This is a genomic window from Rhizorhabdus sp. GW822-FHT03C02 (assembly GCF_058801765.1).
The window spans coordinates 288,049-305,292 of record NZ_JBXANN010000005.1; the positions used below are offsets into that span (position 1 = coordinate 288,049).

Here is a 17,244-nt window from a genome sequence, read left to right on the forward strand (position 1 = left end):
TTGTCCTTTCCTTCAGCTCCGCGTACCAAGGGCTTGCCTCCGCCGCTTCCGCCTGAAACAGCCGTTGCAAAGACAACGGAGAGCGCATGACCGACCATGTCACCACCCCGCAGGGGATGAAGCTGGCCTATGACGCCGCGGGGCCGATCGACGGCCCCGCGGTGATCTTCCTCCATGGCGGCGGCCAGACCCGGCACAGCTGGGGCAAGGCGATCGCGACGATGGGCGCCGCGGGCTATCGCGCCTTCACCTTCGATCTGCGCGGCCATGGCGACAGCGACTGGTCGCCCGACTCCGATTACGACTTTTCCAGCGTCAAGGACGATGTCGTCGCCATCCTCGACTGGGTCGGCCGCCCGGCGGCTCTGGTCGGCGCCTCGATGGGCGGGCTCGCCTCGCTGATGACTGCCGCGCAGGAGGGGCCCGATCGGGTGACCGCGCTGGTGCTGGTCGACGTCGTCCCGCGGATCGAGCCCGAGGGCGCCGCCCAGATCGGCGGCTTCATGACCGCCAACCCCGACGGCTTCGCCACCGTCGACGAGGCCGCCGACGCGGTCGCCGCCTATCTGCCCCACCGCCCGCGCCGCAGCGATTCGCGCGGCCTGCTCAAGAATCTGCGGCTGCGCGCCAATGGCCGCTATTATTGGCACTGGGACCCGGCGATGATCGCGGGCGACCGCGTCATCGATCTCGACGAGATGGCGCGGCGTCTCGACACCGCCGCCCGCGACATCCGCGTCCCGACGATGCTGGTGCGCGGCGCGCTCAGCAAGGTGGTCAGCGACGCCGGCGCCGCCGATCTCCATCGGCTGATTCCCCATGCCGAAACCGTCAGCATTGCCGACGCCGATCATATGGTCGCCGGCGACGCCAACGACAATTTCAACGCCCCGCTCCTCGGCTTCCTCGACCGGGTGACGCGCGCGAGCTAGCCCCGCCGCACCCGGATCATCCCCTCCTGCGCGACCGACGCCACCAGCCGCCCGTCGCGGGTGAAGATCGATCCGCGGTTCAGCCCGCGGCCGCCGCCCGACCAGGGGCTGTCCTGGGTGTAGAGCAGCCAGTCGTCGATCCGCAGATCCTCGTGGATCCACAGCGCATGGTCGAGGCTGGCGTCGACCACCTCGCCGCCGATCCAGTCGAGCCCGTGCGGCAGCATCGCCGTGCCGAGCAGCATCATGTCCGACGCATAGGCCAGCAGCACCCGGTGCAGCGTCGGGTCGTCGGGCAGCGGCGCCACCGTCCGCAGCCAGTGCGACTGGTGCGGCGGTCGCGGCGTCGGTTCGAATCGCGCCATCGGCTCGATCGGGCGGAACTCGATCGGTCGCGGCCGCAGCAGCATCTGCCGCCGATCCGCCCCGATCAGATGCTGGTGGGCGCGCGCGATCGCGATCTCGGTCTCCAGATCCTCGGGCGGCGGCACATCGGGCATTTCGGCCTGGTGCGCCAGCCCGGCCTCGGGAGTCTGGAACGAAGCGGCGAGGTTGAGGATCGGCTTGCCGTCCTGCATCGCCACCACCCGGCGGAAACTGAAACTGCCGCCGTCGCGGTCGCGGCTGACCCGATAGGTGATCGGCCGGTCGGGATTGCCCGGCCGGATGAAATAACCATGGAGCGAATGCGCCGGCCGCTCTGGGCCCACCGTCCGGCACGCCGCCATCAGCGCCTGTCCGATCACCTGCCCGCCATAGACCCGCACCGCGAACTCGCCGGTCCGCGATCCGCGGTAGAGATCGGTGTCGATCTCCTCGAGATCGAGCAGCGCGACCAGCCGCGCGACCAGATCCGCAGGGCTGGGATCGTCGGGCATCGGGTCGGTCATCGCGGCTCCTCTCGCGGTCGCCGGGACTCGTCGCCCGGCTTGCTATGGCCTCGCTTAGAACAGCCCGACGCCGGCGGCCACACCCCCTCATCGTCGCCCCGGTCTTGTAACATAGCGCCTTCTGAAGCCTTCTCCCGCTCTTCGCGGGAGAAGGTTTGGATGAGGGTCTTCTTCTTCTGTCTTCTGCGTGGCGAGGAGGGCCAGGCAGAAGAAGACCCTCACCCGGCCTCTCCCGCGAAGAGCGGGAGAGGGGCAGAAGGGCAGTCCTGCGGATAAGTTCGTGCCCATCGGCCCCAGGCCCGGGAGGCGCCTACCCGCTATCCCCTCGGCGATGTCGTTCCCCGGCCGATGGACTCGCCGCTTCGCATCCGGCATCGCCGGAGGCGAAGGAGAGAGATCGATGGCCGAAACCGCGCCGCGCACCCCCGCTATCCCCGTGCTCGCGGCGACCGTGCTGATCCTGCGCGACGATCCGTTCGAGGTGCTGATGGTCCGCCGTACCCGCGGCGACGTGTTCGGCTCGGCGTTGGTCTTCCCCGGCGGCAAGGTCGATCCCGACGACGCCTCCGACGACTGGCTGCCGCTGGTCGAAGATGCCGACAGCCTGCCGGTCGACGAACGCGCACTGCGCATCGCCGCACTGCGCGAGACCTTCGAGGAAGCCGCTTTGCTCGTCGCCCATGATGTCGACGGCCGCTGCGTCGCCCCCGCCGATCGCGACGCGGGCGGCGTCTTCCGCCAGGTCGTCGCTGCCAGCGGCGGCAGGCTCCGGCTCGGCGATCTCGTCCGCTTCGGCCACTGGATCACCCCCGAGGCCTCGCCGAAACGATTCGACACCCATTTCTTCCTGTGCCGCGCCGCCGAGGGGCAGGAGGCGATCTGCGACGGCGGCGAGACCGTCGCGCTCGAATGGGCCGCCCCCGCCGACCTGCTCGCCCGCGCGGCCGCCGGCGAACGCAGCATCCTCTTCCCGACCCGGATGAACCTCAAGCGCCTCGCCGAAAGCGCCTCGGTCGACGAAGCCTTCGCCGCCGCCGCGGCCCGCCCGCCCTACACCGTCCAGCCGGTGGTGGTGTTCGAGAACGGCAAGGCCTTTGCCGAAATCCCGCTCGACGCCGGCTATGGCGAAACCCGCGACACCCGCGACCGCGCCGCCACCGCCGCCCACCGCGCGGGGTGAAGGGGGCGGCACCCCAAACCCGTCGCACCAGCGCAGGCTGGTGCCCATGTCTCTCGCCCGATGGCGCTGCCGCCGGTTGCGCGCTCGCCACGCCGTCTCCTTCGTCATCCCGGACCTGTTCCGGGATCCACCGGGCAACTGCCCACCGATATGGTGCGAAACCGGCCCAGTGGATCCCGGAACAGGTCCGGGATGACGGCCAGGGAAGGGGGCGAGCGAGCGCCTTTCATCGAGCGCTCCAATTTCCCCCTTGAAGTTGACCCAGCGTCATCCTGCAAAGACCCCGTCGCGCCACCTCCCGGCGCCCGGACCCGACTCGATGAACAGGCGCAGCTTCATGACCACCTCCCTCCTCGCGACCCTCGCCGCGACCACCGGCGCGGGCGCCACCCCGCCCACCGACCAGGACGCGCCCCTTGCTATCGATGGCGTCACCGTCCACGGCGTCGAAATCGCCTGCCGCCTCACCCTCCCCGAGGGGCCGGCCAAGGGCGCGGTCCTGCTCCTGCCCGGCTCGCTCTACAGCGACGTTGACGGCAACTACCCGACCATGAACATGCACCCCCACGCCTATGCCGATCTCGCCGCCCAGCTCGGCGCGCGCGGCTTCGCGGTGCTGCGCATGGCCAAGATAGGCCCCGGCACCGGCTCGAAGACTATCGACCCCGCTTTGGCCGCGCGCCACGCCGACTTCCTCGCCCGGGTCGACGTCGCCTCCGCCGTCCTCGCCCGCCTGCGCGCCGCGGTGCCCGCCCGGCCGCTGATCGTCGCCGGCCATAGCGAGGGCGCGGTCGTCGCCGCGCTGCTCGCCGCCGGCCCCGATGCTGCGCACATCGACGGCGTCGTCAGCCTGTCGGGCCCGTCGGTGCCTTTGCTGGCGATCATGCGCGAGCAGATGGCGGCGATGGGCCCGCCGGGCACCCCCGCCGACCTGACCGTCTTCGACCAGGCGATCGCCGCCATCCGCGCCGGCGCCCCGCTCCCGCCCGCGGCCGCCACCGATCCGATGACCGCCATGCTCGCCCATATGCCGCCCGCCGCCTTCGCCTATATCGCCAGCATCGACCGCATCGATCCGCTGGCGGCGATCGCCAAGGTCCGCCAGCCCCTGCTCATCGTCCAGGGCGGCCACGACCTCTCGGTCCGCCCCCACCACGCCGACGCGCTCAAAGCGGCGCGCGGCGCTCTCCCGACCGCGACCGCTTCCTTCCCGGCCCTCACCCATTTCTACAAGGACGCGCCGGCCGATCTGCCGCCGATGGCCAACATGGCCCTCGCCACCGACAGCGACCCGGCGGTCGCCGACGCCATCGCCGATTGGGCGAAGGGTTTGGGTGTTTAGATCGGTAGCCCACCCCGTCGTTCCGGCGGAGGCCGGAACCGCCCAAGGCTGAAGCGACACCCATCCAATTTTCGTCATCCCGGCCCCCGGATCGGGGCTTTGCCCCGTCCGAGGACAGGCATCGCCCGGGATCTCGTGCGGCAAGGGCGCGCGTTCACCTCCCGAGATCCCGGCCTCCGCCGGGATGACGCGTAATGGTGGTCGCGCGACTCCCGCATCACACCCTCCAACCCATCTCGCCCGCCCCCCAAAGACATGATACCCGATCCCCTCCGGCGTAAGAGAGGGTGAGTGGATGAGCCTGCGAACGACGATCGAAGGACTGGCCGACAAGCTCGGCTACACGATCACCCCGAAATGGCGCGAGCCCAACCTGCCGCTCGCCAGCCTGCTCCGGGACATTTTCGCGGTCCACAAAATCGACACCGTGATCGACGTCGGCGCCAATGTCGGCCAGTATCACCAGTTCCTGCGGCTCGAGGTCGGCTTCACCGGCGACATCTACTCGTTCGAGCCCCAGCCCGAACTCGCCGCGATCCTCGACAAATTGGCCGAGGCCGATCCGCGCTGGCACATCCAGCACAAGGCGCTGGGCAGCGAGGACACCGAGCTTCAGCTCAACGTGATGGCGGAAAGCCCCTTCACCTCGTTCCTCGAACCCGAAAATGCCGACAACCCGCAATTCGCCGGGCTCAACGAGATCAAGGCCCAGCACATGGTCCCGGTCCGCCGCCTCGACGGCAGCGATGTCGGCGCCGGCCAGGCGATCTACCTGAAGTGCGACACCCAGGGCTTCGACATGGAGGTCATCCGCGGCGCGACGGCCACGCTGTCACGGATCAAGGCGATGCAGATCGAGATGGGGGTGCAGCGCATCTACAAGGGGCTGCCGCACTACACCGAGAATCTGAAGGAACTCGAGGCGCTGGGCTTCATCCCGGCGGGGTTCGTGCCGGTGAGCCGCGATGCGAATCTGGGCGGGATCGAGTTCGATGCGGTGTTGGTGCGGGATCATCGAGCCTAAGCATTTTGTTGATTATCGATTCTTTGACTGCTCGATGAACTTCAAGAGATTATGTAAATCTCGTGATGATAGTATGCTGTTGCTGTTGAAGATCAGCGTGCAAAAGTTGGCCAATCTCAACGGGGGTGGATGGTGAATAACTTAGAGGTTGCTTTGGCAGCCGCAGCTGCGAAGGAATTCTTCGTCCCGGCAGGGGATCTGATACGCACGTTGGGAAGAAATAAGTATGATAATCTAGTGGTAAAATTTGCGAGGACATTTAATTCTCATATAGAGAATACAGAATTAAAATGCTCAAAGATTAAAAACATTCTTTATCGAGATGAGTCGGTTTATTTACTGGATCAGTACGTAAATGTATCATTTGAAAAGCGCGATGGATCTCTCTCAATCAATTTGTCAGATAGCGATCTTGTTGGTCAGTTTCTTGGTGGTGGGAAAATCGTAGTTTCCGGTACGGCTGGTGCTGGAAAAACTATGTTCATGAAATGGGCGGCTCTTTCTGCAATTAAATCCGTAAGCGAGACTGGCAAAATTCCACTGTTTCTTGAACTGAGATATTTATCCGAACAAGATAGTAAGTTACCGCTGGAAGATTTTCTTTTAGAAAAAACAACTTCTTCTAAAGGGAAAATGCCAAAAGAGCAATTTATATACGGACTCGAATCTGGAAAATTCGCAATAATATTGGATGCTGTTGATGAAATAAATCATCAATATAGAGAAGATTGTATCGACGCGATACGAGATTTCATAATTTCCTATCCTGAATGCCCCATTCTGCTATCCACAAGGCCCAGCGAACAGATTGAAACTATGCAGGAACTTTCTGTTGTTAGAACTACAGAAATGGATAAATCTCAAATTATTAAAGTAATAAATAAACTTCAATATAATGAGGAAACAAAGTCAAGACTTATTAAAGAAATAAATTTCAAACTATACGAAACACATAAGGAATTTCTGTCAAATCCACTTTTAGTAACTATTATGCTTTTGACATTTGATCACGCGGCAATTTTGCCAACGAGATTAACTGCATTTTATAAGCTGGCATTTGAGACCTTGTATCAGCGTCACGACGGCGCGAAGGGTGGCTATAAAAGAGGGCATTACGCAAATTTACAAATGGACCAATTTGCAAATTTGTTTTCTATATTTTGCTATCAGACGTATATTAGTTCGAAATATGAATTTTCCGACAATGATCTACTTTCTGAATTTAGATCAGCTATCGAATATAGCGCAATATCCGGAATTAACGTTGGTGACGTTGTTAGGGATGTTGGAGAATCTGCCTGTCTTTTACAAAAAGAAGGTCTTGACAACGTATTTGTTCATAGATCGTTTCAAGAATATTTTGCAACGGTGTTTGTTTCAAACTATAGAGATTCTGACATAGAATTGATTATAGATGATCTAGTAAATGATGATTTCCATAGTCCAACCTTAGATATGCTATTCGAAATCAACATCGATCTTTTAGAAATCGAGTGGATAATTCCAAAAATTAAAAGATGGCTGAAATCGACCAAGAATTTTAATCTTATTAGCAGTGTCGATCTTGCTGAGATGATAAATTCGACGTGGCGCGAGCTGGATATCGAATTTGAGACTGGCAACGTTGCAACTATATCGCTGATGCCTGGAACGATGGGGACATGGTTCACCGAAATCGAAGGGCATTACGACAATTTTTCTTGTGACAAATTCTTATTTTCTGATGAGTTTGTAAAAAATACACGCAGCATTAGAGAGTTAAGCCAAGACAAAAAATATCAAGATATTGTATCATTCCAAGATTCTATGGCATTGAGAGGCGTTCTTGATATCGACAACGACGAACGAGATGTAGTACCAATTACGTCGAGCGATGCCTACTGGTTAATAGAAACACCACTGCCAGCAAGGCTCAATAAGGTTCGTGAGGAAATACAGAAATTTGTTGATTTTCTTGAGGGGAAACACTCGACCAGGAGACACTCCATGCGCGCGTTGGGATCACGGGTAGGCAAGTAGCAAAGAGGCTGCATGCTCAATCTATTTTAGTCAGATCTATGGATAATTTCGTAGCAATTATTCGCGGCGGTAATTTACTCCGCCGCCACCCGCTCGCCCATCCCCAGCAACGGCGCCAGATACCGCCCCGTATAGCTCCGCTCGGCCTTCGCCACCTGCTCGGGCGTACCCTCCGCGACGATCTCGCCGCCGCGCACGCCGCCGTCCGGCCCCAGGTCGAGCACCCAGTCGGCGGTCTTGATGACCTCGAGATTATGCTCGATCACCACCACGGTATTGCCCTGCTCGACCAGCGCGTGGAGCACTTCGAGCAGCTTGCGGACATCCTCGAAATGCAGCCCCGTCGTCGGCTCGTCGAGGATATAGAGGGTGTTGCCGGTCGCGCGCCGTGACAGCTCCTTCGCCAGCTTGACCCGCTGCGCCTCGCCGCCCGACAGCGTCGTCGCCTGCTGGCCGACCTTGACGTAACCGAGCCCGACTTCGGCGAGCATCGCCATCTTGTCGCGGATCGGCGGCACCGCCTTGAAGAACTCGACCGCATCCTCGACCGTCATGTCGAGCACGTCGGCGATGCTCTTGTCCTTGAACTTCACCTCGAGCGTCTCGCGATTGTAGCGCGCGCCATGGCACACGTCGCAGGTCACATAGACGTCGGGCAGGAAATGCATCTCGATCTTGAGCAGCCCGTCGCCCTGGCACGCCTCGCAGCGCCCGCCCTTGACGTTGAAGCTGAACCGCCCCGGCTTGTAACCGCGCGCCTGGCTTTCGGGCAGCCCGGCGAACCAGTCGCGGATCTGGGTGAAGCTGCCGGTATAGGTCGCCGGGTTCGATCGCGGGGTGCGGCCGATCGGCGACTGGTCGATGTCGATCACCTTGTCGCAATATTGCAGCCCGGTGACCTTCTCATGCGCGCCGGCGATCACCCGCGCGCCGTTGAGCGAGCGCGCCGCCGCCGCATAGAGCGTGTCGATCGTGAAGCTCGACTTGCCCGATCCCGACACCCCGGTGATGCAGGTGAAGGTGCCGAGCGGGATGCTCGCGGTCACGTCCTTGAGGTTGTTCGCGCGCGCGCCATGGACGGTGACCTTCTTGCCATTGCCCTTGCGCCGTTTCTTCGGGACGTCGACCATCCGCCGGCCCGACAGATATTGGCCGGTCAGGCTCTCCTCGCTGGCGAGGATGTCGGCGAGGCTGCCCTCGGCGATGATCGCCCCGCCATGGACGCCGGCGCCGGGGCCCATGTCGATGATATGGTCGGCGGTGCGGATCGCGTCCTCATCATGCTCGACGACGATCACCGTGTTGCCGAGGTCGCGCAGCCGCCGCAGCGTCACCAGCAGCCGGTCATTGTCGCGCTGGTGCAGCCCGATCGAAGGCTCGTCGAGGACGTACAGAACCCCCGACAGGCCGGAGCCGATCTGCGACGCCAGCCGGATCCGCTGGCTCTCGCCGCCCGACAGCGTGCCGCTGGTGCGGTCGAGGTTGAGATAGTCGAGCCCGACATTGTCGAGGAAGCCGAGCCGCTCGACGATCTCCTTGAGGATGCGCTCGGCGATCGCATTCTGCTGGTCGTTGAGATGCGCGGGCATCTCGCGGAAGAAGGCGAGCGCCGGGCCGACCGCGCGGCGGGTCGACATCGAAATGTCCTCGCCGGCGATCTTGACGCTCAGCGCCTCGGGCTTGAGCCGCGCGCCATGGCAGACCTCGCACGGCGCCGCCGACTGATATTTGCTCAGCTCCTCGCGCATCCACGCGCTCTCGGTCGAGATCATCCGCCGGTCGAGATTGCCGATCACCCCCTCGAACGGCTTCTGCACGTCATAGCTCTTGCGGCCGTCGATGAAGGTCAACGTGATCGCCCGGCCCTTCGTCCCGTGCAGCACCGCCTCGCGCGCCTCCTCGGGCAGCTCGTTCCACGCCGTCTCGAGCTTGAACCCATAAGCCCGCGCGACCGAACTCAGCACCTGCATATAATAGGGACTCGGCGGGTTCGACTTCGCCCAGGGCACCACCGCCCCCTGCTTGATCGACAGCGCCTCGTTCGGCACCACCAGTTGCGGATCGAAATAGAGTTTTTCGCCGAGCCCGTCGCACGCCGGGCAAGCCCCCTGCGGCGCGTTGAACGAGAACAGCCGCGGCTCGATCTCGGCGATCGTGAACCCCGACACCGGGCAGGCGAACTTCTCCGAGAAGGTGATCCGGTTCGCCGGAACCCCGGTCCCCTTCATCTTGGCGGGCGTCTTACCGCCACCGTTCGTGTCGGGCGCCGTCGAGACACCCTGTGCGTCGTCCGGCGACAGCTCGCCCTCGATCTGAAACGCCGTCCGCGCCTCCGCAACGCCGCCTTTCGCGCCGCCCGCCTTGGCCATCGCCTCGGCGACCGTCCCCTCGGCGAGGTCGACATAGGCCAGGCCGTCGGCCAGCCGCAGCGCGGTCTCGAACGACTGCGCCATCCGCGTCTCGATATCGGGGCGCACGACGAGGCGGTCGACCACCACCTCGATGTCGTGCTTGTACTTCTTGTCGAGCGCCGGGGCGTCCTCGATCTCGTACATCTCGCCGTCGATGCGGACACGGGTGAAGCCCGCCTTCTGCCACTCGGCCAGCTCCTTGCGATACTCGCCCTTGCGCCCGCGCACCGCCGGCGCGAGCAGGAAGAAGCGGGTGCCCTCGGGCAGCGTCATCACCCGGTCAACCATCTGGCTGACCGTCTGCGCCGAGATCGGCAGCCCGGTCGCCGGCGAGTAGGGAATCCCGACCCGCGCCCACAACAGCCGCATATAGTCGTAGATCTCGGTCACCGTCGCGACCGTCGATCGCGGATTGCGGCTCGTCGTCTTCTGCTCGATCGAGATCGCCGGGCTCAGCCCCTCGATATGCTCGACATTGGGCTTCTGCATCAACTCGAGGAACTGGCGCGCATAGGCCGACAGCGATTCGACGTAGCGCCGCTGCCCCTCGGCATAGATGGTGTCGAAGGCGAGGCTGGATTTGCCCGATCCCGACAGGCCGGTGATCACCACCAGCTTGTCGCGCGGAATATCGACGTCGACGCCCTTGAGATTATGCTCGCGCGCGCCGCGCACACTGATGTGGGTGAGACTCATGCGTCGATTTGTTCCATATTTGTTCGGATTGGGCAAGCCGAAGGGCGCGCGGACGTGAGATGGGTTGGCGCGTCGCAAAGACAAGGGGACAGGGCGGTACGGGCGCGTCGCAAATCTTGACCCGAAATGGACGAGTTTGCTGCCGATACCGATGACGGCCGGGGCGAGATCACCTAAAATGGCTTGGGCGGTTTGGGGGAATGGCCGTGGCGACACAAATGAATCCGGGCGGCTTCCGGTCGATTTTCGCGATTTTCGAAGGCGGCGGCGCCAAGGGTATCACCCATCTCGGCGCGCTGGAGGCGCTCGATGCCGAGGGACTGGCGATCGTCGGCGTTGCGGGCTCCTCGGCCGGTGCGATCATCGCCGCGTTGACCGCGGTCAATTATAAGCCCGCCGAGCTGTTGAGCCCGTCCAGCGACATCCTCGTGCGGCGCGGCAAGACCCCGCTCGACCTGCTGGGCGCGAACGACTGGGTCCGGTTCAAGGGGGTCCGGCGTGCCGCGCTGGCGACCCTCGTGCTGCTGGCCGTGACGCTGTTCTGCTTCGCTGCGCTGCTGATGTGCGCGAACGGGCCCAATGCGCCGGTATGGCTGGCGGCCATCGCCGTGGCCGTCCTCGCCATGGTCTCGCTCGGCTGGCGCTTCTTCTGGTGCGCCGGGTCGATCATTCGTCACCGCGGGCTGTTTTCGACCGAAGGCATGCGGGACACGCTTAACGATCTGCTGCGCGACAAGCTCAGGGAACATTATGCGGCTTCGCCCGCCTTGCGCGACTGGAAAGTCCCGCCCGTCATAAAGTTCAGGCATATCGACCCCGATGTCGTCGATCGATGCTGCGCGTTGAAGATCATCGTATCGAACGCACGATCGGGCCAGACCCTGATCTTCGATCACGCGACCCCCGACGTCGCGGTCGCCGATGCGGTGGCCGCCTCCGCCGCCATCCCCTTCTTCTTTCGGCCGCCGCAGATTCGCGGCCATTCGGTCCCGGGGAAACCGATGTTCGTTGACGGCGGCTTGCTGTCCAACCTGCCGGTCTGGTCGTTTCGCGCCGAGAAGAAGGCGCTCGAACGCAAGCAGGGCGGCGTGCCGATCCCGATCATGGCCTTCACCCTCGCCAGCGGCGACGAAGGCGATGCCGAGGAGGAGGAACTCGGCCTGCTGGGTTCGGTCATGGCGATCGTCTCGGCGGGTATTTTCGGCAGCCAGACGCTGATCCAGGATTTCATTCCCGATCTCCAGGTCATTCGGCTCGGATCCCTGCTCAGGACATTGTCGTTCGACTGCACCCGGGACGAAGCGATCGACGCGCGTGACGCCGGATCGAAGGTTGCCGGTCGCGAACTGAAGCGCCGCATCGCGATCGAGACGTTGAGCAGGGACATCCTGCTCTTCACGCTGGGCGAACTCGACAAGCATATCCAGGGCGTCGAGCCGCAGGCGCATCATCTGCGCCTCAGCCTGATCGAGCCGACGCCCGCCCTTACCCCCGAACGCCCCTTGCCAGCCGCCTTCAAGGTGACCGCCTGCGCGAACATGGATGCCGATGCCGACGATCGGTTGGAGTTCGATCTGAGGAACGATACCGCGCCGCTCGCCTTCAAGGAACGCAAGGCGGTCTACAAGGAATTTTCCGGCCTCTCGGCGCAGCAACTGTTCATGACGAAATATGAACTGGCCCTGCAAAGGCGGCCGCTCTGCTCGTCGATTTGCATCCCGGTGATCGGCGGGGTGCTGTGTCTCGACAGCGACCGTCTATTGAATGCGTGGTTTGCCGATGCTATTTTCATGGCATTGCTGAACACGCTCGGCGTGGCCTGCTCACCCGCAATCATACGGGATCGGGTCTATCAGCAATATCCGTGAGGTTGATCGCGATGGCGGACAAGACAAGCTGGATCTATTCGACGCCCGAGGATGCCAGGGCTGCGGCGTCGGATACGCTGTCCTTCAACCCTGCGTCGCGCAATGTACAGACCAGCGAATCGAAGTTCGAGCCGTCGAACGAGATGATCGAGAAGGCCAAGTCGCAGATCGACGAGATCCTGAGCAAGCTGACGCGGCCCTGATCACCTCAGCCCGCGCGCGTCGCCCCGGGCTGCCAGAGGATGTCGCCCTGCGCGTGCAGGTTGAGGAAGCGCGCCATCACGAACAGATGGTCCGACAGTCGGTTCACATAAGCCAGTCCGAGCGGGTTGAGCGCGATCGTCTGGGTCGCAGCGACCGCGGCGCGTTCGGCGCGGCGGGCGATCGCGCGGGCGAGGTGGATCGCGGCGGCGGCGGGATCGCCGCCCGGCAGGATGAACGATCGCAGCGGCTGCAGCGCTTCGTTCATCGCGTCGATCTCGGCCTCGAGCCGTTCGACCTGGTCGGCGACGATCCGCAGCGACATCTCGGTCGGGGCGAAATCTTCACCAGGAGTCGCGAAATCGGCGCCGAGGTCGAACAGCTCGTTCTGGATTCGCGCGAGCATCGCCTTCTGTTCGGCGGGCATCGCGTGGGTGAGCGCGACCCCGATCGCCGAATTGAGCTCGTCGACGTCGCCGATCGCCGCCATCCGCGGCGCATGCTTGGGCAGCCGCGACCCGTCGACCAGCCCGGTTTCGCCCGTGTCGCCGGTGCGGGTGTAGATCTTGTTGAGGCGCACCATCGCGGTCGCGCCTATTTCCGCGCCATCATCAGCATCAGGATCACGACGATCACCGCGCCCGCCTGAAAGGCGATCCGCATCCGCATCATCTTGTTCTGCTTCAGCCCCGACTGGCTGATCCCGCCGCCCTTCAGATCCGCCTCGGTGGTCTTCAGGAAGGCGATGATGCCGCGGACCAGCGCGACGACGGTTCCGATCACCATGACGATCAGAATGATGAGGAAGAAGCTGTTCATGGAACCGTCTTAGCGCCGCGTGGAACAAGATGCACGCCCAGAACCTTGGCCGGATCGATCCATGGAACCAGCCGGCGCTTCGTTCGCTTGGCCCCCGTCTTCATTGCGAAAGGGGCTTTCATGATCGGCAAAATCATTGGTGCACTGGTCGGCCGCGAAATCGATCGCCGCGACGGCGACAATGGCGTCAAGGGCGCCCTGCTCGGCGCGACCGCGGTCGGCGTCATGCGCCGTCTCGGTCCGCTCGGCCTGCTGCTCGGCGGCGGCTATGTCGCCAAGAAGGTCTATGACCGCCGCAAGGCGGAGCGGACCGGCGTACCGGCGGCGTAATTTCCCCGCTTTCGGCGGCCTCGTGGCGCGCGCCTCTGCAAATATGGGGCCTGTACCGAGCCGGCATTCGCCGAATTTCGAACCGCCCCGCTCGTGGAGAGCGGGGCGGGGAGGGTGGCGCGAAGGATCGAAAAGAGGATCGGAGGCGGGTGCGGCGATCGGGGGGGTCGCGTGATCGCACGGGGTTGCACCCGCCTCCTCCCGCTTCCGGACATTGGTGGGGTCGTCCGGAAGAGAGATGGTGGAAGAGAGATGGCTAGAGGTTGAAAGAGGTCAGAAGCCGACCATCAGCGTGGCCCGGAGCGACAGCGCCGCGCGGCCCTGCTGCTGTTCGGCGCCGGCTTCGCCGGCGATGCGGAAGCCTTCGGCCCCGCCGACCGCGCGCAACTTGCCGACCCAGCCGCTGGTGCGCTGCTCGGGATCGAGGGTGAAGGCCTGGCCGCCCTTGAAGCTGGCGGTGGTCGAACCGAGCGAGCCGCCGACCAGCTGGCGCCGGCCGCCTTCGGCCTCGACCCGCAGCCAGCCGCCCTCGGGGGTGTAGCCGCCGAAATCGAAGCCGGCGGCCACGGTGCCCGACAGCGCCAGTTCGTCGCTGGTGCGGCTGCCGACGATCAGGTTGAAGGCGTCGCCGCCGCCGGTTTCGGTATAGCCGTCCTCACGCAGCCGGTAATAATCGATCGCGGCGACCGGGCGGACGCTGAACGAGCCCATCTGCACCGTGTAGGACGCGCCGCCCGAGCCCGAGACCAGCTTGCCGTTCCAGTTGCCCCTGGAGTTGCGCTCGACCGCCTCGCTGCCGATCATGCCGTCGAAGTGGCGCTTGCCCTTGAAATCGACATGGGCATAGGAGGCACGCGCCCAGCTTGAGAGCGGGCCCCAGCTGCCGCGCCAGTAGACGCCCGCCTCATATTGACCGGCGTCGACGCTGTTGTCGGTGCCGCCATCGGCGTCCTTGCCGAACAGATAGGCGAGCGAGATGCCGAAGCTGCCGATGCCGGTCTTCTTCTCGCCGGCGAGGTTCACGCCCCAGCCGGTGATGTCGTAGGCGGCGGTGTCGCCGAGGCTCTTCGAGGTGCCCCAGCCGACCTGCTGGACACGATAGCCCCAGCTGCCCTGGTCGGCGAAGGGGGCGTTGGGATCGGCGAGGAAGCTCGCGGTCGCCCGCGAACCCATCGTCACCGATTCGAAGGCGCCGCCGGCATGGTCGGGCAGCATCTGGCGGAGCTGCTTGCGGAAACGGTTGCCGTCGACGGTGTCGAGGAACACTCCGGCGACCTTGGTGTCCTTGGCGAGCGCCGTGTAGATCGCATTATAGCCCGCCGCCTGCGAGCGGTTGAGCCCGAGTTCGGTCGTGGTCTTGCGGGTGATGTCGATCGCCAGTTCGGTCGGGGTGACGCTGACGATGCTGCTCTTGTAGAGGAAGGGCAGCACGGTGTTGCTGCTGGTCAGGTTCGCCGCACCGGTCACGGTGCCGGCCTTCAGGAAGCTGTAGCGCCCCTCGGCCGCGGTGATCGACGTCAGCTTCACCGCCACCTTCGAACCGGTGGTGAAGGCGGCCTCGCCGCTCACCTGGTAGAGGGTGCTGGTCTTGGTGACGGCGTCGATCGTCACCCCGAGAATGCCGGTCGCGCCGACCGACAGCGAACGGATCGCCGCGGTGGTCTTGCCGACATCGAGGGTGCCGCCGGTGACCGCGACCGCCAGGCCGGTGGCGTTGGCGAGGGTGCCGGTGAACTTCGCGGTGCCGGTCAAGGTCAGCCGGTCGTTGCCGCCGCCGAAATCGGCGGCGCCGCTGTAGGAGGAGGTGCCGCCGAGCGTCATGATGTCGTCGCCGACGCCGAACTTCGCCTGGCCGGTATAGACCGCGTCGCCCGACAGCAGCAGCTGGTTGGCGCCCGTGCCGAAGCTGGTGTTGCCGGTGACGACGCCGTCGGCGATGTCGAACACGTCGTTGCCGGCGCCGAATTTCACGTCGCCGACGATCTGCGGCGCCGCGACGCCGCTGGCGACCACGGTCTGGGCGATGCGTGCACCGGTGGCGTTGGCCGACAGGTCGATCGCGATATTGTTGCCGGCGACCCCGCCCGCGGCGCCGATCGCACCGCTGTTGCTGACCAGGTCGACCTCGCCCGAGGCGTCGACGATCGCCGCGGCGACCCCGGCGGTGCCCGAGGCGGTCGCCTTGATGACGCCGCTGTTGCTGATCGAGAAGACCGCCGCGCCGGCATCGATGCGGATGCCGGTCGAGGTGACGCCGGCGGTGCCGCCGCCGGCCGCGGAGACGGTGCCGGCGACCTTGATCTCGGCGACCTGGGCGCCGCTGCCGATGCGGATGCCGGTGGCGTTGGCGCCGTTCGAGGTCGCCTCGACCTTGCCGTTGACGGTCATGCCGCCGGCGATCGTTACCGCCTGGCCGAGGCCGCCGATCTGGACGCCGTTGCCGGCGACCCCGGCATAGGTGCCGGCGCCGAGCACCGCGCCGTCGATCACCAGGCCATGGCCGCTGCCATTGCCCGCGACCGCACCGATGGTGACGGTGCGAGTCGCCGAACCGACCTGGACCGCCGCCGCCGAACCGAGCGAGGTGACGACCGCCGAGCCTTCCTTGCTGTCGTCGATGCCGTCCTTGTCCTCGTCGTTATCGGTGGGGCTGGCATCCTTGGGCGGGATCGCGAGGATGATGCCGCCGGCGACGTTGCCGCCGACCGCGAGGGTGGCGCCGCCCTGAAGCAGATCGTCGGCATCGAGCTTCGACGTGTCGGTGGGCGGGGTGGTGGCGCGATAGCCGGTCGAGGTCAGCGAGCCCTGGACGACCAGCGCGCCGGCGAGATTGCCCTCGATCGACACCGCCTGGGCGCCCTGGCCCTGGGCGGTGATGGTGCCGGCGATGCGGACCGCGCCGCTGATGTCGCCGGTGCGCACGCCGACAGAGCGATCGCCGATCACGGCGATGGTGCCGTCGGTGGTGAGCTTGCCGGTGAGAGGGCCGCCGAGCTGGATGCCGGCCGAATCCTTGCCCTCGATCGTGATCGCGCCATTGTTGGTGACGTCGCCGGTGAAACCGCCGGCGGTGACGATGCCGAAGCGCGCCGAGCCGACCGCGAGCGGGCCGTCGATATCGCCGTCCTTGTCGTCGTCGACCCCGGTATAGGTCTCGTCGAGCACGATCTTGCCGGTGGCGGCGTTGACGATCGATCCGGTGGTGCCGGCCGAGGCGCGGATGCCGACCACGGCATTGGCGTCGGTGATCTGGATCAGGCCTTCGTTGGTGACCTTGTTGTTGCTGTCGAGCACGACCGCGGCGCCGGTGCCGGGCAGCACGACCGAGCCCGCCGAGGTGATGCGGATGTCGTCGGCCGCGCCCGACTTGATGCTCGAGGTCGCGGCCGGGGTGGTGCGCTTGGTGTCGATCACGGTCTCGGCGCGGGCGGCGCCGGCGGTCATCGCGGCGATCGAGAGGAGGCAGGTGGAAGCAAGCAGAGCGCGCATTCGAATATCATTCCCTTTTCGCAGGAGGCGACGCGCCTGGTGG

13 protein-coding genes are annotated in these 17,244 nt (G+C 64.3%); 8 read left to right on the top strand and 5 right to left on the bottom strand.

The genetic code is table 11. The features are described 5' to 3' along the window. The first annotated feature begins 86 nt into the window (after nt 1–86). Entirely contained in the window at nt 87–932 is an 846-nt protein-coding gene (locus AC1RM6_RS15640) for an alpha/beta fold hydrolase (protein WP_493102768.1), read from the top strand. Here the strand turns inward: AC1RM6_RS15640 and AC1RM6_RS15645 are convergent. Further along, nucleotides 929–1,822 carry an acyl-CoA thioesterase gene (locus tag AC1RM6_RS15645; RefSeq protein ID WP_493102770.1) on the bottom strand — a complete coding sequence of 298 codons (894 nt, stop codon included), beginning with the start codon at nt 1,820–1,822 and terminating at the stop codon, nt 929–931. The two genes, AC1RM6_RS15640 and AC1RM6_RS15645, sit on opposite strands and share 4 nt — an antisense overlap. A gap of 400 nt (nt 1,823–2,222) precedes the next feature. Here AC1RM6_RS15645 and AC1RM6_RS15650 point away from each other — a divergent pair, with 400 nt between their 5' ends. The 4 genes from AC1RM6_RS15650 (at nt 2,223) to AC1RM6_RS15665 (ending at nt 7,387) form a co-directional block, all read left to right on the top strand. Next, nucleotides 2,223–3,002 (top strand): NUDIX hydrolase, encoded by a 780-nt coding sequence (locus AC1RM6_RS15650; RefSeq protein ID WP_493102772.1) that lies wholly within the window; start codon nt 2,223–2,225, stop codon nt 3,000–3,002. A gap of 337 nt (nt 3,003–3,339) precedes the next feature. Continuing rightward, nucleotides 3,340–4,344, top strand: coding sequence for an alpha/beta hydrolase (locus AC1RM6_RS15655; RefSeq protein ID WP_493102774.1), 1,005 nt, complete (start codon nt 3,340–3,342; stop codon nt 4,342–4,344). Nucleotides 4,345–4,639: 295 nt separating this feature from the next. After that, entirely contained in the window at nt 4,640–5,368 is a 729-nt protein-coding gene (locus AC1RM6_RS15660) for an FkbM family methyltransferase (protein WP_493102776.1), read from the top strand. Between the two features lie 132 nt (nt 5,369–5,500). After that, nucleotides 5,501–7,387 (top strand): NACHT domain-containing protein, encoded by a 1,887-nt coding sequence (locus AC1RM6_RS15665; protein WP_493102777.1) that lies wholly within the window; start codon nt 5,501–5,503, stop codon nt 7,385–7,387. A 74-nt stretch (nt 7,388–7,461) separates the two neighbouring features. Here AC1RM6_RS15665 and uvrA read toward each other — a convergent pair whose 3' ends face one another. Next, the gene (gene uvrA / locus AC1RM6_RS15670; protein WP_493102779.1) at nt 7,462–10,494 is read right to left on the bottom strand and encodes an excinuclease ABC subunit UvrA; all 3,033 of its coding nucleotides are present in this window, start codon (nt 10,492–10,494) and stop codon (nt 7,462–7,464) included. Between the two features lie 206 nt (nt 10,495–10,700). Between uvrA and AC1RM6_RS15675 the strand changes: the two genes are divergently transcribed. Together AC1RM6_RS15675 and AC1RM6_RS15680 are read left to right on the top strand one after the other, a co-directional pair. Next, the gene (locus AC1RM6_RS15675) at nt 10,701–12,362 is read left to right on the top strand and encodes a patatin-like phospholipase family protein (RefSeq protein ID WP_493102781.1); all 1,662 of its coding nucleotides are present in this window, start codon (nt 10,701–10,703) and stop codon (nt 12,360–12,362) included. 11 nt (nt 12,363–12,373) lie between these two features. Next, complete coding sequence (locus tag AC1RM6_RS15680; RefSeq protein ID WP_493102783.1) at nt 12,374–12,565, top strand: hypothetical protein; 192 nt, start codon at nt 12,374–12,376, stop codon at nt 12,563–12,565. A gap of 5 nt (nt 12,566–12,570) precedes the next feature. Here the strand turns inward: AC1RM6_RS15680 and AC1RM6_RS15685 are convergent, their stop codons facing one another. Beyond that, nucleotides 12,571–13,146 carry a cob(I)yrinic acid a,c-diamide adenosyltransferase gene (locus AC1RM6_RS15685; protein ID WP_493102785.1) on the bottom strand — a complete coding sequence of 192 codons (576 nt, stop codon included), beginning with the start codon at nt 13,144–13,146 and terminating at the stop codon, nt 12,571–12,573. Between the two features lie 11 nt (nt 13,147–13,157). Beyond that, the gene (locus tag AC1RM6_RS15690; protein ID WP_493102787.1) at nt 13,158–13,382 is read right to left on the bottom strand and encodes a twin transmembrane helix small protein; all 225 of its coding nucleotides are present in this window, start codon (nt 13,380–13,382) and stop codon (nt 13,158–13,160) included. Nucleotides 13,383–13,502: 120 nt separating this feature from the next. Between AC1RM6_RS15690 and AC1RM6_RS15695 the strand changes: the two genes are divergently transcribed. After that, nucleotides 13,503–13,712 (top strand): hypothetical protein, encoded by a 210-nt coding sequence (locus AC1RM6_RS15695; RefSeq protein WP_493102788.1) that lies wholly within the window; start codon nt 13,503–13,505, stop codon nt 13,710–13,712. A gap of 273 nt (nt 13,713–13,985) precedes the next feature. On the opposite strand, the gene AC1RM6_RS15700 is transcribed toward AC1RM6_RS15695, so the two are convergent. Further along, nucleotides 13,986–17,201, bottom strand: a complete 3,216-nt coding sequence (locus tag AC1RM6_RS15700; RefSeq protein ID WP_493102790.1) for an autotransporter outer membrane beta-barrel domain-containing protein — start codon at nt 17,199–17,201, stop codon at nt 13,986–13,988. Nucleotides 17,202–17,244: the final 43 nt, after the last annotated feature.